Here is a 23670-nt window from a genome sequence, read left to right as displayed (position 1 = left end):
CAGGCACCGGCGGTTTTCGTGATATCAGTTGTGCATCTCGGCCCGGATCTGCTGGCGAAGCACATCGATCGGCACCGTTTTGCCATCGCGCTTGAAGCACCAATAGGTCCAGCCGTTGCAGGAAGGGGCATTCTCAAGATGTGCGCCAACCTGATGGATCGAGCCTTTGACATTGTCGCCAACCAATGTTCCATCCGCGCGAACCTTGGCTTTGTGGCGCTGGTTCATCGAGTAAAGCTCTTCGCCCGGGCGCAGCATCCCACGTTCGACCAATTGGCCGAAAGGTACACGCGGTTCGGCGCGTTTGCTGGCGCTGACCTCTAGCGCCTCGCGGTCGAATTTGCGCACCTTCGAGATGCGCTTCTCGGCTACTTTGCGATAGCTTTCTTCGCGCTCAATACCGATGAACTCACGGCCTAGCATCTTGGCGACGGCACCCGTTGTGCCGGTGCCAAAGAAAGGATCCAAAATCACATCGCCCGGATTGGTCGAGCCAATCAGAACGCGGTGCAGCAGAGACTCGGGCTTCTGTGTCGGATGCGCCTTGTCGCCGTTTTCGTCCTTCAGGCGCTCATGCCCGGTGCAGATCGGCAAAACCCAGTCACTGCGCATCTGTACGCCCTCGTTCAGCGCTTTCAGAGCTTCGTAGTTGAACGTGTATTTCGCGCCTTCGCGCTTCGACGCCCAGATCATCGTCTCATGCGCATTGGTGAACCGCTTGCCGCGGAAATTCGGCATCGGGTTCGACTTGCGCCATACGACGTCGTTCAGAATCCAGTATCCCGCGTCCTGCAGGGCCGAACCCACGCGGAAGATGTTGTGGTACGAGCCAATCACCCAGATCGCGCCATTGGGTTTCAGCAGACGATGCGCCGCCTTCAGCCACTCACGCGTGAACTGGTCATAAGCACCAAAGCTTGAGAATTGATCCCAGTGATCGTCAACCGCATCCACCTGGCTGTTATCGGGGCGATGCAACTGGCCTTTCAGCTGCAAATTATAGGGCGGATCCGCAAAGATCAGATCAACCGACGCCTCGGGCAGACTGTTCATCACATCGATGCAGTCCCCAGATAGAATCGTGTTTAAAGGGAGCGCTTTTGCGCCCTTTTTGGTGGTCGTTGTCATATCACTGCCTCAAGTATCCACGGCGCTTTTGCGCTCATTTGGTTGAGACAAGGATGAGTCAAAGACGATTCGCCGTCAATTTCTTTTTTGAATCAGCGACTTACGATTTACTCTTGATACAAGATATTGTGTACCGTCTTGAACGAACGCCTATGATGTGGGGTCACGCCAAGATTTTGCAGCGCCTCGCGGTGCTGTTTTGTCGGATATCCGGCGTTTGCCTCCCAGCCGTAGCCGGGATGCTGTTGCGCTAAATCCACCATCAGCTGATCGCGCCAGTTTTTCGCGATGATCGAAGCCGCCGCAATCGACACAGATTTGCCATCCCCCTTGATCACGGCCTCGGACGGGATCTGCAGGTCATTGGGAATCATATTCCCGTCGATCAGAAGGTAATCGGGTGCCGGATCCAGCGCCTGCACCGCGCGCACCATGGCCAGATGCGAGGCGCGCAGGATATTGAGCTCATCGATCTCGGCGACCGAGGCCTCTGCCACGGCGATCTCGGCCCGGTCTCGCAACTCTGCCTCCAAAGCTGTGCGTCGCTTGAGCGAGAGCTTCTTGGAATCGTTCAGCCCCTGGGGAATATCGTCTGGGTTCAGGATCACGGCGGCCGCAACCACGGGTCCGGCCAACGGGCCGCGCCCGACCTCATCCACGCCAGCAATTCGGATACGGCCCTGTGCCTGCAGCCCCTGTTCGATTTCAAAAGTCGGTTTTTTCATCCCTTGGGAAAACCGCGATTTCACAGCCACCGCAACAAAAAAGAGAGGGCAGCTTGCGCCACCCTCTCTCAGCGCGGTGCTGTTTTGCACCGCTCCTGCTCGACCGTGTTACTTGTAAACAACGCGGTATCCGTGATGGCGCAGGCATGCAGGTTCATACGCCCGCTTTACCTTGTTGCCATTCCAAAAACCGACCTTGCACTCTTGCGGCAGGCTGTTGGCATGTTTGTAGTGTTTGTTGAGGCAGTTTGTTCCTAGCAGCGGACGCTGCCCATAATTGTCATGCTGGCGTAGGCAGCGTTGTGGCAGGTCATAGCGTGCCACGTGTCTGGGCAATGGCTTCACCTTGGGATGTTTGACCTGAGGCACAGTTTGCACGTGGTTGTATTGCCGCGCTGCCTTCTCACGATCCTTGCGCTTTTCCTTGTTATAGTAATGCACCCCTGCGCCAATGATCGCGATCGCGGCCAGCCCCCCGAGGATATCCCCCGTATCCGCAGCACGCGCCTTTGAGGCCGATACGCAGGTAATCGCCATAGCCGTCGCGATGATCAGAGCGATGAATTTCCTATGCATGATGCCTGTCCTTTCCGAGATTTTGGCGACCCCGTGATGGACCGCGTCTTTGATGCCTCAACACTGGGTCCACCCCCCTCAGACAAGCAATATCGGCCCCGTGTTATTGGATATCAGGCGCTGCAAACCCCTTTGGTCATTGAATATCAGTCCAAGCCATGCGCAGGATGCAGCTTATGAAACAGATCTTCTCTTCTCTGGTCGCAGTTGCGCTGATATCGGTGGCTCCGGTGGCTTTGGCCGCGGAATGTTATGCCGACTACAAGGCCAAACAGGACAACCCGCTGCGCCTGCACTACGGCGTGATGCAGGTTTCGTCCTGCGACAAGGGTCAGGCAACGAGTGAAGTCGCCCAGCGCCTCAGCGGTTCAGGGTGGACCCTGCTGAATGTCCAGTCCGTCTTCGGGCCGGAAGGGTTGGATCAAAGGAAGGCCAATGCCGGAAAATTCTATCTCCGTTTCTGAGGCGCGACGCTCGGGCGTGCGCCTTGTCGGTCTGGGCATTGCCGCCATTGTCGTGATCCTGATCACCGCCGCGCTGTTCCTGTTCTGGACACTGCCCGATGCCAACGCATTCAACGCCCGCGTCGAACGGTTGTTTGTCGAGGCAGATCTGACCTCACAAACCGAAATCCGGTTGCTTGAGATTCTGGCCCAATCGGGAACGGCCTTTGCCGATACGCTTTCCAGCTATCGCATGGTGATTTACGTGCTGCTGGTTTTTGCATGCGCAATGATGATCTCGGCCCTCGTGTTTCTGGTGATGCTTGCACTACTGAACCGGCGCATGGCACAGATCGAACGCACCGGCATTCAGGTGACATCCCTGCTGATCAGTCGCGAGGAGAACACCGTCTACCTGAACAACATGGATTTCAAACTGACCCCAGCGGCGATGGAGACCCTCTCGGTGCTGGCGGAATCCCGATTGGATGATGAGGTCCTGTCAGGCGCGCAGATCGAGGCGACGATATCGGGGCGCGATGCTGCCGATTGTGACGAGGCCGCAGGCGCTACCCGTATCAAACGGCTGCGCGACGCCTTGGGCAATCAGATGGTCAGTGAGTTGCTGGTCAAGAATATCGCCAAGAAGGGCTATATGCTTTCGATCGAAAAAGACGTCATCCAGATGGTTTAGAATCCGCGCCCCTCTTGGAATGCCCGACCAAAACGCCCATTCTATAGAGACCCCGGGCAAGGGAGGGATGGCGATGAACGTCCACACCACACCAAAATCCAACGGCTATGATATCTCGGTAGAACATCTGTCCGACAGGGTCGCGGTTTTTCGCGATGGCATCCTGTTGGCCGAAAGCCGGAATGCCAAGGTGATGTATGAAACCCGGCTGCCGCCGACGATCTACGTCCCGCGTGCGGATGTTTGCGTCGACCTGAGCGGTGAAACCGGCCTGCAGACCTTTTGCCCTTTCAAAGGAACCGCCACCTATCACGATATAAATCTGCCCGGAGATCGCTTGTCCAATTCGGTATGGGCCTATGATGACGCCCTGCCAGAGAGTGCTGCAATTCGGGGGCATATTGGGTTCATGCCCAGTGCCTATACGGATATCGACCTGGGCAAGAACCAACTACGCGACACCGAAAACACCAATATCAGCGGTCCGCTGATCGACTGGCTGATGCGTGGGGCGTCCCTGTCGGCTACACCAGAAGCGTTCACCAAGGCGTTGGCCGAAAAGATGCTGGAACACGGGATAGCGATCCAGCGCCTCAGCATTCTGGCATGGTCCTTGCACCCCCTGATCGCAGGCAAACACTTCATTTGGGAAAAGGGTGAGGATGAGATCCTGACCCGCGCGCCCACCTATGAAATCTACGACCACCCCGCATTCATCAACAGCCCTTTGCGCCATGTCTCGAACGGATTGGGCGGCGTGCGCCAAAGGGTAAATGACGAAAACCCGCATAACAGCTTTCCCATCATCGAGGATCTACGGGCCAAAGGGGCCACGGACTATGTCGCCATGCCGCTGCCCTTCTCGGACGGTCGAACAAACGTACTAACGCTCAGCTGCGATCATCCCGATGGGTTCACGACTGAGAACCTAGGGCTGGTGTTCGAATGCTCCGCCGTGATCGCCCGTTTTTACGAGGTGTTTATGCAGCGCGAAAATGCGCAAGTTCTGCTGGAAACCTATGTCGGCAAACGCTCAGGCGCGCGCGTGCTGGGCGGAGAGATCCGGCGCGGCGACGGGGATGAGATTGATGCAGCCATCATGTTCTGCGATTTGCGCAACTCGACCAGCCTGGAGGAAAGCCTTAGCCGGGATGCCTATATCAATCTGCTGAATGAGTTCTTTGAGACGGTCTCGGGTATCGTGGATAAAAACGGGGGCGAGGTTCTGAAATTCATCGGCGACGCCGTTCTGGCCGTTTTCCCAGCGGGTGAGGAACCCGCGCAGGCCCGCGCGAATGCCCAACAGGCGGCAACAGAAATCGTCGAAAAGCTCGCCGAACTGCGTTCGGAGGATCCTGATATCCACTGCGACTGCTCGATCGGCGTGTCCTATGGCCGGGTGACCTATGGCAATGTCGGCTCGCGTGAACGGTTGGATTTCACCGTTATCGGACAAGCCGCCAACGTCGCGGCGCGTTTGGGTGAGCATAGCAAGTCGACCGGGTACCGCATTGTCGTGTCGCAAGACATTGAGCCCGCATGCTGCAATGCAATCCCGCTCGGCGATATCAAACTGCGCAACGTGTCCCAGCCAGTCACGTGTTTTGCCCTGCGAACGGCGGCTGATGTTGAGGTCGGTGATCCAGCTTGACCTTGGCGGTTTGTCAAACTCGCTGTGTTTGATCTGGTTCGACCATATGATGCGCAGGCTAGATTGGGTCCCATTCCACCACCCTGACGCTTGGTGCAAAAAGCACCAACTCTAGCCCGCACCCAACAAAATCAAAGCGGTCTGCGCCGGTGATATTGTGCTTTGCAACTGCGCGATCTGACTGCGAGCCAGATACGTATCCGTCAGTTTCTGAATAGCTTCAGGCTCTGTGAATTGGGCCAGATCATCCGATCCAGTTAAGCCCGACAAACGGTCCTTGAACACCTTAAGCTGCCTGTCCAGATCGAGCTGCGAAGACGAGGATGGCAGGCCAAGCGCAGTCTCCATCATGCTACGCAAGGGTGGCAAGCCCATCAAGTCGAACCATTTTGTGTCCGCGCTGCTGTCACCGGCAGCCAGTTCACCAAGCGCATGTTGCGCGTAGAGGGAAATCCGCATTGTCTCATTCGTCTCACCCACGGAAACTTCGAAACGGGACACCAGATTGTCTTCGGCGATCTGCTCCATATTCGTGATCAGACCGGTCTTGCGCACCTCTCCGGGGCCAAAACCGAACGCTTGAGAAAACTCGCGATACCGTTTGTCGGACAATCGGTTGGACAGGGCATCATCGGCTTTGGTTCCATCCTCCAATATCTTTTGGATGAAGAACCGATTGTTGATGTCCTCTTCCAACCCGAAAGCGCCCAAAGCAACCTGTAGCAACCGACGATCCGACACAAGGTCTTCGGCGGATTGAACCTTGCTTATGTTTTCCAGAAAATACTGCCTGTCCCTCTGGTTGACGCTGGAGTTCGTAAAGCTCTCCAGCTGTGCGTCATAGGTCCGCTGCAAAAAACGCCAGCCGACAATGCCTCCAGAGGGTATGACAGGCTGGAACGTCATTGTTGGTACGCCATCAGCCGCTCTTCCCGTGGCAGCAAAGAGCGGAGAGATTTGAGACATTTATAGTATTGCTCGGCCACCAGCGCTTCAGTCGCTTCGCTCAGGACACGCCGACTGTCTGAATCCGTGAACACCTGGCTCAGTTCCTCGACCCTTCGCAGCAATTGCTGGCGCGCCTGATCAGGCTCCATATCTCCAGACAATACCAATTGAGCAGCATAGCAAACGCGGCGCACAGGTGTTGTGACTTCGTCCGGGTGGATCGCATCGCGCAGACGCAAAACGTTGGCTTGCGGCGTCATGATCGAAAACCGGCTGCGGCGGTCTCCATTTTCGATCACTACACCATTGATCAACACCCTCTCTTTCGGGGCAAGTTTCAGGACCAGGCCACTCATCCGGCGGCCCTCATGTGTCGTAGACCGCGCAAAACCGCCATGTTGATCTCCAGCAAAGGTTCTACCGTCGCAGTGTTCCCCAAAACCTGTGCGCTGTGCTGCTCCGTAAACTCGGCCAGGTAGAAAATCCGCGCGCGCAGGTCCTTCGGAAGCGAGTTGTCTGAGTCCGCCACGCCGCTCGCCAGAGCGGTCCACAGCCGCCGATTTTCATGCAGTGCCTGAACAAATCCAGAAAAATCCGTTGCCTTCCGGGCCGCTGCTGTCTTGAGCCGGTGAGTGATTTTCGAGATCGCCTCATACTCAGTATCCCGCGGCGTGCGGGTCGGAGCGGCAGATTGCGCATAAGCGCGTTGAGCGTAGCTTTGCGGTGTCACTTGAAATCCTTCCAATAGGCCGTCTTCAGGCAGTCACGACCGGGGCGCGGTATTCACGCCCCGGCCAGGTTCCGGATTTAGCGGAACAGAGACAGGATCGACTGCGGCGCCTGGTTGGCAATCGACAGCGACTGGGTGGCCAGCTGCTGTTGCACCTGCAGCGCCTGCAACCGGGCCGAGGTTTCTTCCATATTGGCGTCCACCAGAGAGCCGATGCCCGATTTGAACGAGTCAGTCAGGTTCGAAATAAACTCTTTCTGGGTCTCGATCCGACCTTGGGCCGAACCGAAGGCGGCCGAAGCGTCGATCGAGGTGTCGATCAGCGATTCAACGGCCGCCAGCGCGGCGGTTGCCCCCGGACCGGTCGACACGTCAATGCCAGTCAGCGCTCCCAGACCACCCGAGCCTGCGTTCACGTACTGAGCAGAGAACGAAACGTCTGAACCCGTGCCATTCGTAACGGACAGAGTGCCTGCCGTGCCCGAGTCGTAGTCAACGGTCAGACCAGTTATGCCTAATTCTTCGATCTTGGCTTTCAAACCAACGGCAACAAGGTCACCGGTTGTGGTGGCTGCCGCATCTGCCGCAGACACGGTGTAGGACACAACTTGATCATCAATAGCGACAACCACCTTATCGCCCGCCGCGAAGGCACCACTGGACTCATCGGTCACCAGTGCGGTTGCCGATGTAGCACCAGCGGCAATGGTGGCTCCGACGCGGTCATTGGCTGTCGACGAGCCGGTCGAGCCGTCGAATACCGCCGCTGAGGTGTAGCCACCAGTCGACAGGTTCTGACCCGCTACCGTTATGGAAGAAGCCGTCACAGCACCAGTGTTGTCCCGATCCAAAGAGGCCAAAATAGACGCCGAGCCAGCCGAACCATCAACAAGGTTCAACCCATTGAATTGGGCAGCCCCCACGACCGAAGTGATCTGGTTCTTCAGCGCAGTTACATCATCGTTGATCTTGCCACGATCCACGTTGTCTTCCTGCGCCGCGACGATCTTTTCCTTCATCTGGGTCAGAAGGTCGGTGACAGTTTCTGACGCGTTCCGTGCGACGGCAACCGTCGATTCACCCAGCGAAAGGCTGTCTTTGATCGCGTTGAAGCCTTTGACGTCCGATTCCATCACTTTGGAAATCGCCCAGACGGCCGAGTTGTCTTTTGCTGTTGCGACATCCTTGCCGGTCGAGATAGCGTTCTGGGTCATCTCGAGGTTTTTGTTGACCGATTTCAGGGTCTGCAGCGCAACCATCGCGCCGTTGTTTGTCAGAATACTGGACATAATTCCATCCTTTTGCGTTAGGGCTTCAGCGCCCAAGATCACCCCGCTAGACAAGCGGGCTTTGGTGTCTTTCTGACCTGTGCGACGCGCCGTCCGGCCCGTCGCGCCACCCGATGTTTCAGGTGCAGCACCACCTTTGACCTCGATCCCCTAACGGAGTGCTAAAGCGGCCCAACTCATAATTTTGGATTTGAATCAACTCCGGCCCTATGCGCGTTTTTCAAGCTTTACCTGGCTCCGCACGGCAAAGCCGTTGCGTTGCCCGTCGGCCCCATAAGTGCTGAATTCCCGCCGCACGCGGCGCAGCTCTGCCATGCGGCTGGCAACCGCGCGAATCCCTTCGGCCGCGCTGTTCAGAAGCGCTTGATTGCGTTCCACTTTTTTATGGACGCGAAGTAGATCATCGCTGCTCAGCACCTGAAGATCGTTGATCGCACCAATCAGTTTCTCTTTTTCAGGGACCATATGATTGAGTCGCTCAAGATCACCGTCCACAAGCGCGGCGCGCTCAAGATCAAGAACCTCTTCCAGTGATTTGATCAGAAGGTTGGGTTCATGTGTCATCGGAATTCTCCATCAAGGATTGGAACAGAAGTTCGGACAAGCCAACGCCGCCGGATTGCGCCATTTGCCGGGCCTGTTGCTGCACAAGAAAGGATGAGAACTGATCTTCTCCGGCGCCGCCACCGAACGAATCGCGTGCTTTGCCCAAACCTGCGGATTTCAGCATTTCGGCCAGAAACGCTGCCTCAAGTTCGACCGCAGCGGCTTGCAGGCGGTCTTGGGTAGAAGGCGGCGACGGCATCGACTGGAGGGGAGGAATATTCATCGGCTTCTCCGAAAATTGCATCGAACTTTCTTGATCAAAGACGAAAGCGGTTAAAATAAACGTAACCTCCTTTGGGCAGTTTGACGGTCAACCACGACGGAGCCGGAGCAAAATGCCCAACCCTCTTACGCTGATGACACCCACGCAAACCGTGGCCACGAAAGCGGGGACGCGCGAAACCCCATCGGAGACGTCTACGCGCTTTCAGGATGTTCTGGAGGAAGAGACGTCGCAGCCTGAATCCGAGGTTGTAGCCGAGGATGAAACCGCCGTTGAGCAGGACATCACGCCCGAGGATCCTGCATTCGAAGAGGGTCTCGCAGACCCCCTGCCGGTCAAGCCCGACACTCCTGAAGAACAGGTGTTTGAGGACCTGGCCGCACTGCCCGTACCGAGCGCGACGCAGGTACCGCTGAGGTCTGAAACTGCGCCTATTCCGTCGAAACTCGAGGGTATAGAGGCGCCAAAGACCGATTCGGGCGCAATACACCAGGTTTCGATTGCGGCTCCGCAACGCCCCGAGGTCGAAAACACGCGCAGTTCACCTACGCAGCCACAACCCAACACGAACCAACTGGATTCGGCCAAGGTAAAGGACGGTCAGGTCTTGCCTGCGAAGCCGATTGATGGGCAGCCTGTTCCAACTGAGCGTGCACAACCTTCCGCTTCGGCGTTACCCGCTGAAACAACGGTTGCACCCCAGACAAATGCGACACCAACTGCGCCTCCGCCCCCCAGATCAACACCGACCCTTGCACAGATGCAGGTGATGGCGTCCGTGCGGAACGCAGATGCCGAAACCGCCACGGAGATTCGTGAAACTGATGGTGTGATTGCCACGCGCGAAGAACCGCTGTTTCAAAACGTCCGCGACTCGGCTTCACTTGCGCAGCCCGCAACGCAGGCTGCCAAGGCTGAGATCACCCGAGCCATCGCCGGACAGATGGCAGCGGCGATTCAGGTTCGGGCGGGTTCCGGTACGATCGAGATCGCGCTCAGCCCCGAGGAACTGGGGCGGGTTTCCATCACGCTCAACGGTCGCGAGGATGGGATGGTTCTAACCATAGCCGCCGAGCGCCCTGAAACACTGGACCTGATGCGCCGATATCTTGCCGTGTTGGAGGCCGAATTCCAAAGCCTTGGATATGGCGATATCTCGTTTGACCTAAGCACATCGGACGATGCGCAGGATGATACCGCAAACCCGAAGGCAAGCGACTATGGCCCTTCCCATTCGGCTGAATCGGATACGCCGAACGCTCCGGTCATTCCCCGAAATCTCTCGGGCCGTGGCATTGATATGAGGCTTTGACCAATGATCACTCCTACAAGTTCCGCCCAGACGGCAGCACAGACCCCGACCTCGGCCGCATCACAAGCGTCCAAGCTGACCTCAGATTTTGAGACCTTTCTGCTGATGCTCACCGCACAAGCACGGAACCAGGACCCTCTGGAGCCTATGGATTCCGCGGAATACGCGTCTCAGCTGGCTCAATTCTCGATGGTTGAACAGCAGGTTCAGACCAATGACTTGTTGTCTTCCCTGAGCACGGCCTTGGGTGGACAAAAGCTGAGTGAGCTGTCGAATTGGGTGGGCGTTGATGTTCGATCCGCTTCAGCCTTTCGATTCGAAGGCCAACCGGTCACCTTATTTGCTCAGGCCGACGCAACAAGCGATGAAGCCATCATGGTGATCCGCAATTCAACCGGTACCGTGATCGACCGCATTCCGGTCAACCACACAGACACTGAATTCCTCTGGGCCGGAACCGACGCTTCGGGCAACCCGCTGGGACAAGGCACGTATTCCGCCACGTTGGAGAGCTACAGGGATGACGAGCTGTTATCGCAACGTCTGGCCGCCAGCTACAACCGCGTGGTTGAGGCCCAAGTCGCTGATGGGACGGTGCATCTGTCCCTGCAAAGTGGGGCCACTGTCCGCTCGGATGAGGTGACGGCGATCCGAACAGGCGCTTGATCTGGTCGGGCTGGCAGTCCAAACCTTGGCAAATCACGATTCCCTTGCTGAGCGGTACGTCCCCTGTCCCATGTCAACGCGCCTCCATCAGACCTGATTGACCAGCTGCGCACGCGCGGGCTGATCACGGGATCCGTGCGGTTCGAACCTTTATTTGGGGGTCGGACCAATATGGTGTGGAAGGTTCTGGGGGAGAGTGGCGACACGGTATTGAAGCTTTACCGAACCAAACTGCGCAACCCCATGTTCCGCAATGACGCCCGCCTCGAAGCGCTGTGTCTGCGCGCGTTTGAGCAGGACGGGTTTGTACCCCGGTTGCGGGCAACGGGGCAACATCAGGGCGACGCCTGGGTTCTGTACGATCACGCGCCGGGTCGCCCGTGGGAAAATGACACGGCTCAGGTCGCCTCTTTGCTGCGCAGATTGCATGGCGCAACGGTCGATTTGCCGCTACCTACAGGACGAAACGGCAGCGCTGATCTGGCTCGCCACGGGGCTGAGCTCTTGGCGTTGTGTTCCTCTGGCTTTAAAGATCGCGTCACCGCGATGCGGCCTGAGGACCCTGTGCCGCCAACAAAAAGAACGTGCCTGATCCACGGCGACCCTGTGGCCGGGAACATTCTGGTGGACGGGTCAAGCCTAACCCTGATCGACTGGCAATGCCCGGTGATTGGCGATCCCTGCGAGGATCTGGCCCTTTTTCTATCGCCTGCCATGCAGCATCTGTATCGCGGCGTTCAGCTGAACCCAGATGAGCACGCGCGATTCCTGACTGAGTATGGCGACCCCGAAACAGTTGCCCGCTACGAAGCACTACGTCCGTGGTATGCGTGGCGAATGGCAGCCTATTGCCTGTGGCGATTTGAGAACGGATCAACAGACTATGAAAAAGGCCTGCAGCTTGAGCTAAAGGCCCTTGAGGATCGCGCTATTTCTGAATGACGGCGTCTTCCCAGGCCGTCAGGAATTTCCTGCGTTTGAGCGTGTCGAGATAGGTCAACAAAGCGGGCTCCAGCGTGATAACTGCGGCCTCCTGTGCCTGCTGTGAGGTGAGCAAGGGCAAAGGTGCCAGCTCAGGCACTGCAACGATCAGGTTGCGGACAAACGCCTTGGCGACAGCAGGATATCGCGTGTTTTTAACCACCATTGCCGTTCGCATCATGGTTGTCTGAAAATCGCTGGGCAGAATGACCTTGAGCGCCTCTTTGCCTTCAACCCGTGCCGTTGCGTAGCTACCAAGCACGTTGTAGGCCACCGCGATCGAGCCACTTGTCAGATCGTCAATCATGTCGCCCGAGCAGCAATACAGACGCAGGTCCAGCCCGCCCATGACTTCCATCAGACGCCAAAAGGTCTCGGAGGCGCGAGCATCTTGCGTGGCGAACAAATAGCCCAAGCCAGATTGGCGGACATCATAGGTACCGACTTTCCCACGGAAGGCTTCGGGGCGCGCGCGCAGGGCCTCGATCAGTTCCTGCCGGGTTTGCGGAACGGGATACCCTGCGAAGGCCGCACGGTTGATAACGATGGCCGCCGGCTCCTGGGTAAAGGCAAACAGGCTGTCATGCCACTGGGCCCATTCCGCGCCCGGCATATCCTTCAAAGGCATTGCAAACCCATCATTCGCAAGCTTCAGCTGCAGATCCATCGCGCTGGAAATGACAACATCAAACGCCTCAGGCGCAGCCCGCACACGCGCATTCAGATCGGCGGTTCCCGTCACCAGATACTCGACGGAGACATCTGGATTTTGCGTCAGGAACCCCTCGATCAACGGCGCGAAAAGCGCGGTGTCGGTGCTGGAGATGATACGCAAACGCGGGCCTTCAGCGGCGGCGTTGAACACCCGCTGGTCCTCCCACTCCTCGGCCACGCAGGCTGAGGCCAAAAGTGTGACGATCAAAGCAATAAGGTAACGCATGCGCCTGTACCTTTCCGGTTGGTCAGGATCAGATCGCCGCCATGGGCCTTTGCGACATCCTGAACGATGGTCAGGCCAAGCCCCGAGCCAATGGTCCCGGCCGCATTCTTCCCACGCTCGAACCGCCGGGTGAGTGTGTCGATTTCACTTGGCGGAAAGCCCGGCCCCTGATCGCTCACGCTGATCTGCGCTTGCGCCCCTTGCGAGACCTCGATCTCGACCACGCTTTCGGCGGGGGCATATTTCAGCGCGTTGTCGACCATGTTGCGCACGGCATTCTGGATCAGGATCGGATCGCCGGAATAGGTCACAACGGGGTCTCCGACCAAGGTCAGGGAAAGGTCCTTCATCTCGGCAATGGGCGTGAGGCGTTGAACCAGATCGCGGACGAGAGCGACTAGATCAATCTCTTCCCGCTCCAGATGATCGGCGCGAAAGGTGATCATCGCATGATCCAGCAATTGCCCCGCCGCCCGAGAGCTTTCGTCAATTGCTCGCACCATCGAGCGCAAAGCCTCTCGATTCTCTTCCTTTTCAACGCGTTGCAACGTCGCGTCCGCATAAGACCGAACCGTTGCCAATGGCGTCCGAACCCGGTGTGCCGCCTCGGCTATGAAATCCTCGGACTGGCTGAGCGACTGATCCAAACGCCCCATCAAAGAGTTCAGCGACGACACAAGCGGGGCCATTTCCCGCGGCACCGGTTTTCTGAATGGGCTGAGATCTTGTGGGCCCCGACGTGTCACCGACGTCGTCAGCTTGTTCAACTGCCCGATGGTGGCAGACGTTGCCCAGAACGATAACCCGGCGACCAGCGTGAAGAAACCTATCCCCAAATACGCCGCGTTTCGTGAAATCTGCCTGAGGGTTTCGGCTAATGCGTCTTGCGTTTGACCAAGGGCCACTTCGACTTCGGTCCGGGTTCCCAAACCCACGAGAGTGCGGCTGGCGCTGACCTGGCGAATGCTCTCTCCGCGCACCTCGCCCGATTGAAAAACCCATTCGCCATTGGGCGTTCCATTCGTGGCTGAAAGATCGTCGTAGCCGGACAACAGTTCTCCGTCCTGAAAGATGGCGTAAAACACCCGATCATCCGACGGCGTACTTAGCATCGAGAAGGCGGCGTAGGGGATGTCGACCTCAAGCTCTCCGTCCCGCAGAGCGACGGCATCGAGGATCGAGGTGACGGAGGCACCAAGAATATTGTCCTGCCCTTGCTGCGCGACGCGAGCGGCATAACTGCGCACTGTAAAGAACAAAAGCAACGCCAGAATGGCCGCGCCGCCAATCAGGGTCAGCACCAGACGATTACGAAGAGATCCTGAAACCGCGGGGCTAGCTGACATGATCCAGCCTGTAGCCCAGGCCACGCAACGTGGTAATTTTCAACTCCGAACGCTCGAGATGTTTGCGCAGGCGGGCGACATACACCTCGATAGCATTGTCCGAGACATCGTCATCGTAGGAAAACAGCCTGTCCGCCAGTTTTTGTTTCGAGAACACCTGACCGGGCGCATTGATGAAGAACTCCAACAGGCGCAGTTCCCGATTGCGCAGCGACAGAGTCTCGCCGCCGACAATCAGGTGACCGGCAACCGGGTCGAAGACGATACCGCCGATCTCGATGGTTGATTTAGCGATCCCAGATTTGCGGCGCAAAACGGCGCGGCAGCGGGCCTCAAGCTCTGCGTGATCAAAGGGCTTGGTGACATAGTCGTCGGCCCCCAGATCCAGCGACCCGATTCGATCCGAGACTTGGCTGCGCGCGGTCAAAACGATGACAGGTGTGTCCAGATGACTTGCACGGTGGCGTTTGAGGAAATCGCGCCCATCCCCATCGGGCAGCATGATGTCCAACAGGATCAGGTCATATTCCTCAGCCTCGACGAACGCGGTCGCATCGTCCAAAGTTGCAGCATGATCAACGACATGGCCGTCCAGTCGCATCCGCGAACCGATAGCGTTCGCGAGGTCCATATTGTCTTCGACCAGCAGGAATTTCATGAGGCGTTCGCAGTATTTTCACGCATGACAGGTTGATGTCAGGTTGATGTGTTTTCTTGATCTCAATCTGTGCCGCCAAGCGGCCAGTTGTCAAATGGGAGGACATCATGACAACTTTCAAACTGGGCCGTCGCGCCCTAATCGCGGCTGTGGCCGCTGTTGGTCTTGCGGGACCTGTTCTGGCTGACGGCCACGAGGTCGTGGACAGCATCCACTTCCTGATCCCCGGCGGCGCAGGCGGCGGCTGGGACGGCACTGCACGCGGCACCGGAGAGGCGCTAACCAAGGCAGGTCTTGTCGGCACCGCTTCCTACGAGAACATGTCGGGCGGCGGCGGCGGTAAAGCCATTGGCTACCTGATCGAAAACGCCGACAGCAACCATGGCACGCTGATGGTGAACTCGACGCCCATCGTGATCCGCTCACTGACGGGTGTTTTCCCGCACAACTTCCGCGACCTGACGCTGGTCTCGGGCACAATCGGCGACTACGCGGCCATTGTTGTCGGTAAGGACAGCCCGATCAATTCGATGGCGGACTTGCTGGCCGCCTACGACGCGGACCCGGGTGCAACAGCAATCGGCGGCGGCTCGGTTCCGGGCGGTATGGACCATCTGGTTGCGGCCATGGTGATGGAAGCAGCGGGTAAGGACGCGCTTGGCGTCAAGTACATTCCTTATGATGCAGGCGGCAAAGCCATGGCAGCCTTGCTGTCGGGTGAGATCGCAGCGCTTTCCACCGGCTTCTCGGAAGCGGTTGATTTGGCCAATGCAGGCGAGGTGAAAATCATCGGTGTGACTGCGGATGAGCGTGTAGACGCAGCGCCCGACGCACAGACCATGAAAGAACAGGGCATCGACACCACCTTCGTCAACTGGCGCGGTTTCTTCGCAGCGCCCGGCCTGCCCGAAGACAAGCTGGCCGCCTACCAGGACGCCATCGCCAAGATGTATGACACCCCCGAGTGGGAAGAAGTGCGCGCGCGCAATGGTTGGGTGAACATCCACAACTCGGGCGACGATTTCTCGACCTTCCTCGAGCAGCAAGAGCAGCAGATCAGCGATCTGATGAAAAAACTGGGCTTCCTCTAAGCACCACTCACGGCAGAGCGGCCCGCCCGCTCTGCCACAATCAACAAAAAACACGAGGGAGGGGATGTCATGTCGCTGGATCGCTGGATCGCGCTTGTTTTGCTTGGGGTCTGTCTGGCCTATGGCTACGCCGCCTGGTTTACGATGGATGGCAGCCTGCCCCCCTTCATGCAGCGCAACCCTATTTGGCCAAGCACCTTCCCCAAAGTGCTGTCTGTTCTGGGCATCATCGCCTGCACGATCATCCTGCTGGGGTTTGAGAAATCCGAGCCCAAAGCGGCCGATATCGACTATCGCAGACTAGGTGACTACCACCTTGATCAAGCTTTGATGCTGCTGGCCCTTATGGTGATCTACGCCCTGTGCCTGCGGCCCGTCGGCTTTCTGATCTCAACTTCTGCCTTCCTGATCCTCGGCTCTTTCATTCTGGGCGAGCGCAAGTGGCACATCATGCTGCCGGTCGCCTTCATCGCTACAGGCGCGGTCTGGTATCTGGTTCAGGGAGTCCTTGGCATCTATATGCGCCCCCTGCCGGGCATTTTCGGAGGCTGACATGCTTGAAGGACTTCTGATCGGCCTGCAAACGGCATTCTCAATCCAAAACCTACTGATGGTCATCGCCGGCTGTCTGATCGGCACCTTCATCGGCATGCTTCCAGGCCTTGGCCCGATGTCGATCATCGCCATCATGATCCCGGTCGCAATTTCAATGGGCGATCCGTCCGCGGCCCTGATCCTGCTGGCAGGCGTCTATTATGGCGCGATTTTCGGCGGATCGACCTCTTCCATTCTACTGAACGCACCGGGGGTTGCGGGTACCGTGGCCTCAAGTTTCGATGGCTACCCAATGGCGCGGCAAGGCAAGGCCGGTAAGGCGCTGACCATCGCGGCCATTGCCAGCTTCGCGGGTGGCACGCTTGGCGCCATTCTGTTGATGGTCTTCGCGCCAGCACTGTCCTCAGTCGCGTTGCTTTTCCATTCGGCCGAGTACTTTGCCCTTATGGTCGTAGGCTTGTCCGCCATCGCGGCCTTTGCAGGGTCGGGTCAGGTCGCCAAAGCAATGATCATGACAATCCTCGGCCTGATCATGGCAACTGTCGGCGAAGGCGCTTTGTTCAACCTGCCCCGCTTCACCATGGGGATCATGGACCTGCAATCGGGCTTCGGCTTCATTACACTGGCCATGGCCATGTTCGCCCTGCCCGAGGCGCTATTTCTGGTACTGAAGCCCAAAGACCTGAAAGGCGACGACGGAGAAATCAAAGACCTGCGCATAACCAAGGACGAAGCGAAAGCAATTGCACCCGTCATTGGCCGTCAGTCAGTTCAGGGCTTTTTCATCGGCGTCTTGCCTGGGGCTGGGGCGACAATTGCCAGCTTCCTTGGCTACGCGGTCGAACGCAATATTGCACCGAAGCAGGAACAGGAAGAGTTTGGCAAAGGCTCGATCAAAGGTCTGGCCGCACCGGAATCTGCCAACAACGCGGCCTGTACCGGGTCATTCGTACCACTGCTAACGCTGGGCATCCCGGGGTCGGGCACGACGGCCATCCTGCTGGGCGCTCTGATCGCGCTGAACGTGACACCCGGCCCGCGCCTGATGGTGGATGAGCCTCAGATCTTCTGGGCCGTCATCATGTCGATGTTCATCGGCAACCTGGTGCTGCTGATCCTGAACCTGCCGCTGATCCCCTACATCGCCAAAGTGCTGGCCGTACCGCGCAATTTCCTGATCCCGTTCATCCTGTTCTTCACCCTGATGGGCGCCTATATCGGCCAGAACAACGCAACCGAGCTTCTGCTCCTCGTCGGCTTCGGCATCTGCGCCACCGCATTGAAATTCGCCGATTACCCCCTCGCCCCGCTTCTGATCGGGTTCATCCTTGGCGGAATGATGGAGGACAACTTTGCCCGCTCGATGCAGCTCTATGACGGTATCGCTTTCATCTGGGAACGCCCGATGACCCTAGGCCTGCTGGTGATCGCCGTCCTTCTGGTGCTGCTGCCGAGCTACCGTGCGCGCCGTGCGCGGGCACGGGCCGCGGGGATTGCGGATGGGGACTGACCCTCTGGCCGGCATCCGCGTTCTGGATCTGACGAACGTGCTCGCCGGCCCCTATTGCTGCTATCAGCTGGCGCTGATGGGCGCCGAGGTGATCAAGGTCGAACGCCCCGGCTCGGGCGATCTAGCCCGTGTTTTGGGCGCCGACCCTGATCGCAACAAAGCTGGCATGGGGATCAGCTTCCTGGCGCAAAACGCTGCTAAAAAATCTGTCACGCTGGACATGAAATCCGACCGGGGCAAAGCGTTGCTGAAAAAGCTTGTCCGCACCGCCGATGTTCTGGTCGAAAATTTCAGGCCCGGCGTTATGGATCGATTAGGTCTGGGCTATGAAATCCTGAAAGCTGAAAACCCGCGACTGATCTACTGCGCAATCAGTGGCTTTGGGCAGGACGGACCGCGCCGCGATGATCCGGCCTATGATCAGATCGTTCAGGGGGTCAGCGGTGTCATGTCGATCACCGGCGCGCCAGACACGGCCCCTTATCGTGTTGGCTACCCTCTGGCGGATACAGTTGGCGGCCTGACCGCAGCATTCGCCATCTCATCCGCCCTGAATACGACCCCGCGTGGCGCGTTTCTGGACGTCGCAATGACCGAGGCGGTGATTTCTACAATGGGTTGGGTCGTCTCGAACCACCTGATCGGGGGCGTCACGCCTGCCGCGCATGGGAACGAGAACACAACCTCGGCCCCCTCGGGCACCTTTGCCACTGCAGACAGCCCGATCAACATTGCCGCCAACCGCGATGAACAATGGCAGGCGCTGGCTCAGCATCTGGGCCGGGACGACCTTCTGGACGATCCAGCCTACACAACACGAGAAGATCGCAAGACCAACCGTCACGCCTTGCGCACGGAATTGGAGCGCACGCTGACCACGCGACCTGCAAAGGAATGGGTGCGAGAGTTGAATGATATTGGAGTGCCCACCGGGCAGGTTCTAACCGTCTCCGATGCGCTCGACGACCCGCAATTATCTGGGCGGGGTTTGATCGGTACGCTGGACCTTCACGGTGAAGACCTACAGCTCGCTGGCAGCCCTATTGTCATGGACGGCTCGCGCAAACATCCTGGGACTGCACCGCCGGAATTGGGCGCAGACAATTCCGCAATCTGGTCTGAACTCGGGCTGTCGCAGGATGAGATCGACGCCTTGAAAAAGGAGGGCATCATATGAGCGATGTATCCGATTGGTGGCAAACCTCGATCATCGACATGGAGCCTGGCCGGATACACCTGCGTGGAGAGCCAATCCAGGATTTGATCGGCAATCTGAGTTTCGCCGAAATGATCTGGTTCATACTGCGCGGCGAGAAACCGACCGACGCCCAAGCCCGTTTGTTCGAAGCAGCTTTGGTTGCGGCGGTCGATCACGGCCCGCAAGCGCCCTCAATCGCTGCCGCCAGAATGGCCGTGACCTGCGGTCTGCCCCTGAACAACGCGATGGCCAGCGCGGTCAACATGCTGGGCGATGTGCATGGCGGGGCCGGAGAGCAGGCGGTGCAGCTCTATCACTTTGTTGCAGGACATTCGGGCGATCTTGGGGAAGCATTGGACGCCTGGATCACCACTCACGGAAAGATTCTGCCGGGTTTTGGCCATCGCTTTCACACCCCGACCGATCCTCGCGCCCCGCGCCTGATGGCGCTGGTCGCCGAAGCCGTCGATCAAGGGGCATGCAGCGGTGATTTCATGCGGATCGGGCAGGCGATTGAGGCCGAGCTGGCCCATCGCAAAGGCAAACCCGTACCCATGAATATCGATGGTGCGACGGCAGTGATCTATGCCGAGTTAGGCTTTGCCCCACCTTTGGCGCGAGGGCTGTTTTGCCTGTCCCGTTCTGTCGGCATCCTGACTCACGCATGGGAGCAGATGGAGCAAGGTGGCCGAAACAAGGGACCGACCCCGCCCGCCTATCGCTGGACTTATGTGGATCCAAAAACCAAGACTTAAACGCCCAGTCCTTCTGTCGACAGATCATCAAGTCGCGGCATTAGGTGCAATAGTTCCTTGGCGTAGTCCGTCTGCGGATTGGCAAACAGGGCATCGGTCTCTTGGATCTCGACCATCTGCCCTGCCTTCATCACGGCAACGCGGTCACACATCTGACGCACCACAGGCAGATCGTGGCTGATGAACAGCATCGTCAGGCCCAGATGCTCTTGCAGGTCCTTCAGGATGTTCAGGATCTGCGCCTGGATCGAGACGTCAAGCGCACTGGTCGGCTCATCACAGATCAGGAACCGAGGCTGCGTCGCCAAGGCGCGCGCGATGGAGATACGCTGACGCTGCCCGCCCGAGAACTCATGCGGGTATTTCAAGCCCGCTTCCGAACCCAGCCCGACCTGATCCAACAGCTCATCCACCCGACACTTGACGTCTGAACCGCTCATGAGGCGGTGGTGACGGATCGGTTCTGCCACGATCTCGTCCACGCGCATTCTGGGGTTTAGCGAGGAATAGGGATCCTGAAAGATCATTTGGATGTTCTTGCGATAAGCATCCTGCACAGCTTTGTCGCCCAGATCGCTGACCAACTGCCCGTCAAACGTGATCGAGCCGCCATCGACCGGGTACAATCCTGCAATCATCCGCGCCACAGTGGACTTGCCCGAGCCGGATTCACCCACCACACCGAAAACCTCGCCCGCACGGATATCAAAGCTCACGTCATCGACGGCGGTGAAATAGGTCCGATCCCAAGGCAAAAGACCGCGCCGTTGCAGGAAGCGTTTGGTCAGGTTGCGAATTTCGAACACGGGCTTGGACGTGTCATTGTCCACTTTCGGCCAATGGCGCGCCATATCCTCGATCGCAAAGCGCGTCTCACGCCCGCCATAGCTGATCTGCGGGAATCGGTGCAGCTTGAGAGTCGGCCGTGGCACCGCCGCGATCAGCGACCGCGTGTATTCGTGCTGCGGCTGCCCCATCACCTGCGCGGTTGTTCCGGTTTCGACAACCTTGCCAGCATACATGACGGTCACGCGGTCGGTCGTATCAGCAATGACGCCCATGTCATGGGTGATCAGAATAACACCGACCTGCCGTTCCCGCGCCAATTCCTTGATCAGGTCCAGAATCTGCGCCTGAACCGAGACATCCAGCGCCGTTGTCGGCTCATCCGCGATGATCACATCCGGTTCGGTACACAGCGCCAAGGCGATCACTACCCGTTGGCGCATCCCGCCTGAGAATTGGTGCGGATATTGGTCCAGCCGCGTATCCGGGTCCGGAATCCCTACCCGGTCAATCAGGTCGCGGGCGCGTTGATTGGCCTCGGCGTCCGTGCAGCCCAGATGGGCCAGAATGGTTTCGGTCAGTTGCTCTCGGACCGTGAACAAAGGGTTCAGAGAGGTCAGCGGGTCCTGAAAGATCATCGAGATCTTCTTGCCGCGCAGGCCACGCATCGCCTCGGCGTCCAGGCCACTGATCTGTTCGCCACCTAGCTTGATCTGGCCGCTGGCGATCCGTCCGGGACGTTCCAGCAGTCCCATGACAGCAGCGCCGATAGTGGATTTGCCTGCACCGGATTCGCCCACTAAACCGTGGATTTCACCAGGCTCGACCGACAGGTCTGCATGATCCACCGCAGTGAACAGCTTGCGGCGGGTCGGGAATTCAACGGTGAGGTCTTGGATGGTCAGAAGGCTCATGAAATCACCGTAGTTTTGGGTTCAGCGCATCGCGCAACCAGTCACCCAGCAGGTTCACGGACAGCGCGAGGGCCAGAAGGGTGCAGGCGGGGAAGAACAGAATCCACCACTCTCCTGAGAACAGGAACCCCTGCCCGATACGGATCAGCGTTCCCAGCGACGGTTGGGTTGGAGGCGCGCCGACACCAAGAAAGCTCAGCGTCGCCTCGGCGATGATGGCCAATGCCAGCGAGATGGTCGCGATGACCAGAACCGGGCTGAGGACATTGGGCAAGATGTGACGGAACATAATCGGGATCGAACCGCGACCGATTAGCCGCGCAGCCTGCACATATTCCTTGTTCTTCTCGACCAGCGCCGCCCCGCGGACGACGCGCGCAAACTGCACCCAGTCGGACAGTGCGATGGCGATGATCAGCACATAGATCGCCATTTCATCCCGATATTCCGGCGGGGTCACGCCCTTGGCAATGCCAAAGATCAACATAGCGACCAGAATGGCCGGAAAGGTCAGCTGAACGTCGGCGATCCGCATGATCAGCGTCTCAACCCAGCCGCCAAAATAGGCCGCGACCAGCCCCAGAACGACTCCGATGATCAGAGCCAGCAATACGGCGGCAGCCCCCACGAACAAGGAAATGCGCAGCCCGTAGAGGATGGTCGAGAACACATCTCGGCCCTGATCATCCGTACCCAGCAGGAAGGTCTCCTGCGTAAACGCATTCGGTGTTCCCGGCGGTGTGAAGCCGTTCATCAGGTTCAGCGTCGCCGGGTCGAATGGATTGTAAGGTGCGATCAAGGGCGCGAAAATGGCGCAGAGCACGAGGATCAGGACAACGGCCGAGGCGATGACAGCCACGGGCGAATGCCTGAAGGACCATGCGAAATCGCTGTCCCACGCTTTGGTAAAGCGCGACTTGGAGGCGGGTTGCGGAGTTTCGATCGTATCGGTCATGTGGCCCTCGCGTCGACACGCAGGCGCGGGTCAATGGCATAGTAGAGAAGATCGACAATCAGGTTGATCGTCACGAACATGACCGAGATCAGCATCAGATAGGCGGCCATGACGGGAATATCGACGAATTGGATCGCATTGATGAACAGCAGTCCGACACCAGGCCATTGGAACACGGTCTCGGTGATGATGGCAAAGGCGATAATCGAGCCCAGTTGCAGACCTGTGATCGTAATCACCGGCACCAGCGTGTTTTTCAGCGCGTGGCGGAAGTTGATCACCCTGTCCGACAGCCCTCGGGCGCGGGCGAAACGGACGTAGTCGGCGCGCAGGACCTCAAGCATCTCGGACCGCACCAGACGCATGATCAAGGTCATCTGATACAGGCCCAGCGTAATCGCGGGCAGGATCAGTGCCTTCAGGCCCGAGGTGGTCAGAAACCCGGTTGACCAGCCCCCTATCATGACCGTCTCACCCCTGCCGAAACTCGGTAAGAGGTCAAGTTCGACTGAGAAGATGTAGATCAGCAATATCCCGATCAGGAAGGTGGGCAGAGAGACCCCGATCAGGCTGACTGTCATGATGATATTCGCCGCAACCCCTTGTCGTCGGATCGCGGTGAAGACGCCCAGCGCGATGCCCATGGTGATGGCGAGAAAGCCTGACACGAAGGCCAGCTCCAGCGTCGCGGGCGCACGTTCGGCTATGATGGTCGAGACCGGACGGCCCTGACGGTAGGACACGCCGAAATTGCCCTGAACCGCGCCTTGCAGGAACTTGGCGTATTGCACGACAAACGGCTGATCGAGGCCCAGTTCCGTCCTCAGCCGGTCGATATCGGCCTGTGTGCGTTCCTGACCCAGCATGTTGTCGATCGGATCGCCGACAAAACGAAACATCGAGAACGCGACCAGACCCACGACCAGCAAAACGATCACGGATTGGAACATCCTTCGAACAATATATGCGAACATTCAGAATCCCCGGTTG

26 protein-coding genes are annotated in these 23670 nt (G+C 58.2%); 11 read left to right on the top strand and 15 right to left on the bottom strand.

Features of this window, described 5'->3' with window-relative positions; genetic code table 11:
• Positions 1 to 24 precede the first annotated feature (24 nt).
• From ACR0C3_RS07030 to ACR0C3_RS07020, 3 genes are all read right to left on the bottom strand, one after another.
• Complete coding sequence (locus ACR0C3_RS07030; protein ID WP_170471442.1) at positions 25 to 1128, bottom strand: site-specific DNA-methyltransferase; 1104 nt, start codon at positions 1126 to 1128, stop codon at positions 25 to 27.
• Between the two features lie 107 nt (positions 1129 to 1235).
• A complete protein-coding gene (locus ACR0C3_RS07025) occupies positions 1236 to 1853 on the bottom strand; it encodes a ribonuclease HII (RefSeq protein ID WP_480757862.1) in 618 nt (205 codons plus the stop codon).
• Positions 1854 to 1961: 108 nt separating this feature from the next.
• Complete coding sequence (locus ACR0C3_RS07020; RefSeq protein ID WP_480757861.1) at positions 1962 to 2429, bottom strand: hypothetical protein; 468 nt, start codon at positions 2427 to 2429, stop codon at positions 1962 to 1964.
• Positions 2430 to 2605: 176 nt separating this feature from the next.
• Between ACR0C3_RS07020 and ACR0C3_RS07015 the strand changes: the two genes are divergently transcribed.
• The 3 genes from ACR0C3_RS07015 (at position 2606) to ACR0C3_RS07005 (ending at position 5217) form a co-directional block, all read left to right on the top strand.
• On the top strand, positions 2606 to 2893 hold the full coding sequence (locus ACR0C3_RS07015) for a hypothetical protein (protein ID WP_170460027.1): 288 nt from the start codon (positions 2606 to 2608) through the stop codon (positions 2891 to 2893).
• A complete protein-coding gene (locus ACR0C3_RS07010) occupies positions 2865 to 3566 on the top strand; it encodes a winged helix-turn-helix domain-containing protein (RefSeq protein ID WP_170460025.1) in 702 nt (233 codons plus the stop codon). Before ACR0C3_RS07015 ends, ACR0C3_RS07010 begins: the two co-directional genes overlap by 29 nt.
• Positions 3567 to 3639: 73 nt before the next feature.
• The gene (locus tag ACR0C3_RS07005; protein ID WP_480757860.1) at positions 3640 to 5217 is read left to right on the top strand and encodes a DUF427 domain-containing protein; all 1578 of its coding nucleotides are present in this window, start codon (positions 3640 to 3642) and stop codon (positions 5215 to 5217) included.
• Between the two features lie 111 nt (positions 5218 to 5328).
• On the opposite strand, the gene ACR0C3_RS07000 is transcribed toward ACR0C3_RS07005, so the two are convergent.
• The 6 genes from ACR0C3_RS07000 to ACR0C3_RS06975 all read right to left on the bottom strand — a co-directional run bounded on the left by ACR0C3_RS07000 (position 5329) and on the right by ACR0C3_RS06975 (position 9013).
• Complete coding sequence (locus tag ACR0C3_RS07000; RefSeq protein WP_480757859.1) at positions 5329 to 6123, bottom strand: DUF1217 domain-containing protein; 795 nt, start codon at positions 6121 to 6123, stop codon at positions 5329 to 5331.
• Positions 6120 to 6521 (bottom strand): flagellar biosynthesis repressor FlbT, encoded by a 402-nt coding sequence (gene flbT, locus ACR0C3_RS06995; protein WP_170375637.1) that lies wholly within the window; start codon positions 6519 to 6521, stop codon positions 6120 to 6122. The genes ACR0C3_RS07000 and flbT overlap by 4 nt, the downstream gene beginning before the upstream one ends.
• Complete coding sequence (gene flaF, locus ACR0C3_RS06990) at positions 6518 to 6895, bottom strand: flagellar biosynthesis regulator FlaF (RefSeq protein ID WP_480757858.1); 378 nt, start codon at positions 6893 to 6895, stop codon at positions 6518 to 6520. Before flaF ends, flbT begins: the two co-directional genes overlap by 4 nt.
• Before the next feature lie 77 nt (positions 6896 to 6972).
• Positions 6973 to 8184 (bottom strand): flagellin, encoded by a 1212-nt coding sequence (locus tag ACR0C3_RS06985; protein WP_170375639.1) that lies wholly within the window; start codon positions 8182 to 8184, stop codon positions 6973 to 6975.
• Positions 8185 to 8391: 207 nt separating this feature from the next.
• Entirely contained in the window at positions 8392 to 8748 is a 357-nt protein-coding gene (locus ACR0C3_RS06980; RefSeq protein ID WP_480757857.1) for a flagellar biosynthesis protein FlgN, read from the bottom strand.
• Complete coding sequence (locus tag ACR0C3_RS06975; RefSeq protein WP_170460014.1) at positions 8738 to 9013, bottom strand: rod-binding protein; 276 nt, start codon at positions 9011 to 9013, stop codon at positions 8738 to 8740. The genes ACR0C3_RS06980 and ACR0C3_RS06975 overlap by 11 nt, the downstream gene beginning before the upstream one ends.
• A 112-nt stretch (positions 9014 to 9125) precedes the next feature.
• Between ACR0C3_RS06975 and ACR0C3_RS06970 the strand changes: the two genes are divergently transcribed.
• The 3 genes from ACR0C3_RS06970 (at position 9126) to ACR0C3_RS06960 (ending at position 11933) form a co-directional block, all read left to right on the top strand.
• Positions 9126 to 10325, top strand: a complete 1200-nt coding sequence (locus ACR0C3_RS06970; protein WP_480757856.1) for a flagellar hook-length control protein FliK — start codon at positions 9126 to 9128, stop codon at positions 10323 to 10325.
• A gap of 3 nt (positions 10326 to 10328) precedes the next feature.
• A complete protein-coding gene (locus ACR0C3_RS06965; RefSeq protein ID WP_480757855.1) occupies positions 10329 to 10991 on the top strand; it encodes a flagellar hook capping FlgD N-terminal domain-containing protein in 663 nt (220 codons plus the stop codon).
• Between the two features lie 135 nt (positions 10992 to 11126).
• Entirely contained in the window at positions 11127 to 11933 is an 807-nt protein-coding gene (locus ACR0C3_RS06960; RefSeq protein WP_480757854.1) for a phosphotransferase family protein, read from the top strand.
• On the opposite strand, the gene ACR0C3_RS06955 is transcribed toward ACR0C3_RS06960, so the two are convergent.
• The 3 genes from ACR0C3_RS06955 to ACR0C3_RS06945 are packed head-to-tail and all read right to left on the bottom strand — an operon-like array spanning position 11920 to position 14916.
• Positions 11920 to 12912: an ABC transporter substrate-binding protein gene (locus ACR0C3_RS06955; RefSeq protein WP_480757853.1), complete on the bottom strand. Its 993-nt coding sequence runs from the start codon at positions 12910 to 12912 to the stop codon at positions 11920 to 11922. The genes ACR0C3_RS06960 and ACR0C3_RS06955 overlap by 14 nt on opposite strands.
• Positions 12891 to 14258: a sensor histidine kinase gene (locus ACR0C3_RS06950; RefSeq protein ID WP_170690725.1), complete on the bottom strand. Its 1368-nt coding sequence runs from the start codon at positions 14256 to 14258 to the stop codon at positions 12891 to 12893. Before ACR0C3_RS06950 ends, ACR0C3_RS06955 begins: the two co-directional genes overlap by 22 nt.
• The gene (locus ACR0C3_RS06945; protein ID WP_170460004.1) at positions 14248 to 14916 is read right to left on the bottom strand and encodes a response regulator transcription factor; all 669 of its coding nucleotides are present in this window, start codon (positions 14914 to 14916) and stop codon (positions 14248 to 14250) included. Before ACR0C3_RS06945 ends, ACR0C3_RS06950 begins: the two co-directional genes overlap by 11 nt.
• Positions 14917 to 15023: 107 nt before the next feature.
• On the opposite strand from ACR0C3_RS06945, the gene ACR0C3_RS06940 reads away from it, so the two are divergent.
• The 5 genes from ACR0C3_RS06940 to ACR0C3_RS06920 all read left to right on the top strand — a co-directional run bounded on the left by ACR0C3_RS06940 (position 15024) and on the right by ACR0C3_RS06920 (position 20025).
• Entirely contained in the window at positions 15024 to 16007 is a 984-nt protein-coding gene (locus ACR0C3_RS06940) for a tripartite tricarboxylate transporter substrate binding protein (protein WP_170375647.1), read from the top strand.
• A gap of 69 nt (positions 16008 to 16076) precedes the next feature.
• On the top strand, positions 16077 to 16559 hold the full coding sequence (locus ACR0C3_RS06935; RefSeq protein WP_480757852.1) for a tripartite tricarboxylate transporter TctB family protein: 483 nt from the start codon (positions 16077 to 16079) through the stop codon (positions 16557 to 16559).
• 1 nt (position 16560) lies between these two features.
• Complete coding sequence (locus tag ACR0C3_RS06930) at positions 16561 to 18072, top strand: tripartite tricarboxylate transporter permease (RefSeq protein ID WP_170471470.1); 1512 nt, start codon at positions 16561 to 16563, stop codon at positions 18070 to 18072.
• Positions 18062 to 19249, top strand: coding sequence for a CaiB/BaiF CoA transferase family protein (locus ACR0C3_RS06925; RefSeq protein WP_480757851.1), 1188 nt, complete (start codon positions 18062 to 18064; stop codon positions 19247 to 19249). Before ACR0C3_RS06930 ends, ACR0C3_RS06925 begins: the two co-directional genes overlap by 11 nt.
• On the top strand, positions 19246 to 20025 hold the full coding sequence (locus ACR0C3_RS06920; RefSeq protein ID WP_480757850.1) for a citryl-CoA lyase: 780 nt from the start codon (positions 19246 to 19248) through the stop codon (positions 20023 to 20025). Before ACR0C3_RS06925 ends, ACR0C3_RS06920 begins: the two co-directional genes overlap by 4 nt.
• Here the strand turns inward: ACR0C3_RS06920 and ACR0C3_RS06915 are convergent.
• The 3 genes from ACR0C3_RS06915 to ACR0C3_RS06905 are packed head-to-tail and all read right to left on the bottom strand — an operon-like array spanning position 20022 to position 23654.
• The gene (locus tag ACR0C3_RS06915) at positions 20022 to 21725 is read right to left on the bottom strand and encodes an ABC transporter ATP-binding protein (RefSeq protein WP_480757849.1); all 1704 of its coding nucleotides are present in this window, start codon (positions 21723 to 21725) and stop codon (positions 20022 to 20024) included. The two genes, ACR0C3_RS06920 and ACR0C3_RS06915, sit on opposite strands and share 4 nt — an antisense overlap.
• Positions 21726 to 21729: 4 nt before the next feature.
• On the bottom strand, positions 21730 to 22680 hold the full coding sequence (locus ACR0C3_RS06910; RefSeq protein ID WP_480757848.1) for an ABC transporter permease: 951 nt from the start codon (positions 22678 to 22680) through the stop codon (positions 21730 to 21732).
• Entirely contained in the window at positions 22677 to 23654 is a 978-nt protein-coding gene (locus tag ACR0C3_RS06905) for an ABC transporter permease (protein WP_170375660.1), read from the bottom strand. Before ACR0C3_RS06905 ends, ACR0C3_RS06910 begins: the two co-directional genes overlap by 4 nt.
• Between the last annotated feature and the right edge of the window lie 16 nt (positions 23655 to 23670).

The sequence above is a fragment of the Ruegeria sp. CK3 genome (assembly GCF_056536565.1).
The sequence above is the reverse complement of the archived record's forward strand: the minus strand, read 5'-3'. Positions and strand labels throughout refer to the sequence as shown.

Bases quoted from the DNA above. Each gene is read 5' to 3' on its own strand.
- ACR0C3_RS07015 (WP_170460027.1), top strand. From the start codon at position 2,606: ATGAAACAGATCTTCTCTTCTCTGGTCGCAGTTGCGCTGATATCGGTG.
- ACR0C3_RS06985 (WP_170375639.1), bottom strand. From the start codon at position 8,184: ATGTCCAGTATTCTGACAAACAACGGCGCGATGGTTGCGCTGCAGACC.
- ACR0C3_RS06920 (WP_480757850.1), top strand. From the start codon at position 19,246: ATGAGCGATGTATCCGATTGGTGGCAAACCTCGATCATCGACATGGAG.
- ACR0C3_RS07030 (WP_170471442.1), bottom strand. From the start codon at position 1,128: ATGACAACGACCACCAAAAAGGGCGCAAAAGCGCTCCCTTTAAACACG.
- flbT (WP_170375637.1), bottom strand. From the start codon at position 6,521: ATGAGTGGCCTGGTCCTGAAACTTGCCCCGAAAGAGAGGGTGTTGATC.
- ACR0C3_RS06915 (WP_480757849.1), bottom strand. From the start codon at position 21,725: ATGAGCCTTCTGACCATCCAAGACCTCACCGTTGAATTCCCGACCCGC.
- ACR0C3_RS06955 (WP_480757853.1), bottom strand. From the start codon at position 12,912: ATGCGTTACCTTATTGCTTTGATCGTCACACTTTTGGCCTCAGCCTGC.
- ACR0C3_RS06930 (WP_170471470.1), top strand. From the start codon at position 16,561: ATGCTTGAAGGACTTCTGATCGGCCTGCAAACGGCATTCTCAATCCAA.
- ACR0C3_RS06910 (WP_480757848.1), bottom strand. From the start codon at position 22,680: ATGACCGATACGATCGAAACTCCGCAACCCGCCTCCAAGTCGCGCTTT.
- ACR0C3_RS06975 (WP_170460014.1), bottom strand. From the start codon at position 9,013: ATGAATATTCCTCCCCTCCAGTCGATGCCGTCGCCGCCTTCTACCCAA.
- ACR0C3_RS07005 (WP_480757860.1), top strand. From the start codon at position 3,640: ATGAACGTCCACACCACACCAAAATCCAACGGCTATGATATCTCGGTA.
- ACR0C3_RS06905 (WP_170375660.1), bottom strand. From the start codon at position 23,654: ATGTTCGCATATATTGTTCGAAGGATGTTCCAATCCGTGATCGTTTTG.
- ACR0C3_RS06950 (WP_170690725.1), bottom strand. From the start codon at position 14,258: ATGTCAGCTAGCCCCGCGGTTTCAGGATCTCTTCGTAATCGTCTGGTG.
- ACR0C3_RS07020 (WP_480757861.1), bottom strand. From the start codon at position 2,429: ATGCATAGGAAATTCATCGCTCTGATCATCGCGACGGCTATGGCGATT.
- ACR0C3_RS06965 (WP_480757855.1), top strand. From the start codon at position 10,329: ATGATCACTCCTACAAGTTCCGCCCAGACGGCAGCACAGACCCCGACC.
- ACR0C3_RS07010 (WP_170460025.1), top strand. From the start codon at position 2,865: ATGCCGGAAAATTCTATCTCCGTTTCTGAGGCGCGACGCTCGGGCGTG.
- ACR0C3_RS07025 (WP_480757862.1), bottom strand. From the start codon at position 1,853: ATGAAAAAACCGACTTTTGAAATCGAACAGGGGCTGCAGGCACAGGGC.
- ACR0C3_RS06925 (WP_480757851.1), top strand. From the start codon at position 18,062: ATGGGGACTGACCCTCTGGCCGGCATCCGCGTTCTGGATCTGACGAAC.
- ACR0C3_RS06970 (WP_480757856.1), top strand. From the start codon at position 9,126: ATGCCCAACCCTCTTACGCTGATGACACCCACGCAAACCGTGGCCACG.
- ACR0C3_RS06980 (WP_480757857.1), bottom strand. From the start codon at position 8,748: ATGACACATGAACCCAACCTTCTGATCAAATCACTGGAAGAGGTTCTT.
- ACR0C3_RS07000 (WP_480757859.1), bottom strand. From the start codon at position 6,123: ATGACGTTCCAGCCTGTCATACCCTCTGGAGGCATTGTCGGCTGGCGT.
- ACR0C3_RS06945 (WP_170460004.1), bottom strand. From the start codon at position 14,916: ATGAAATTCCTGCTGGTCGAAGACAATATGGACCTCGCGAACGCTATC.
- ACR0C3_RS06935 (WP_480757852.1), top strand. From the start codon at position 16,077: ATGTCGCTGGATCGCTGGATCGCGCTTGTTTTGCTTGGGGTCTGTCTG.
- ACR0C3_RS06940 (WP_170375647.1), top strand. From the start codon at position 15,024: ATGACAACTTTCAAACTGGGCCGTCGCGCCCTAATCGCGGCTGTGGCC.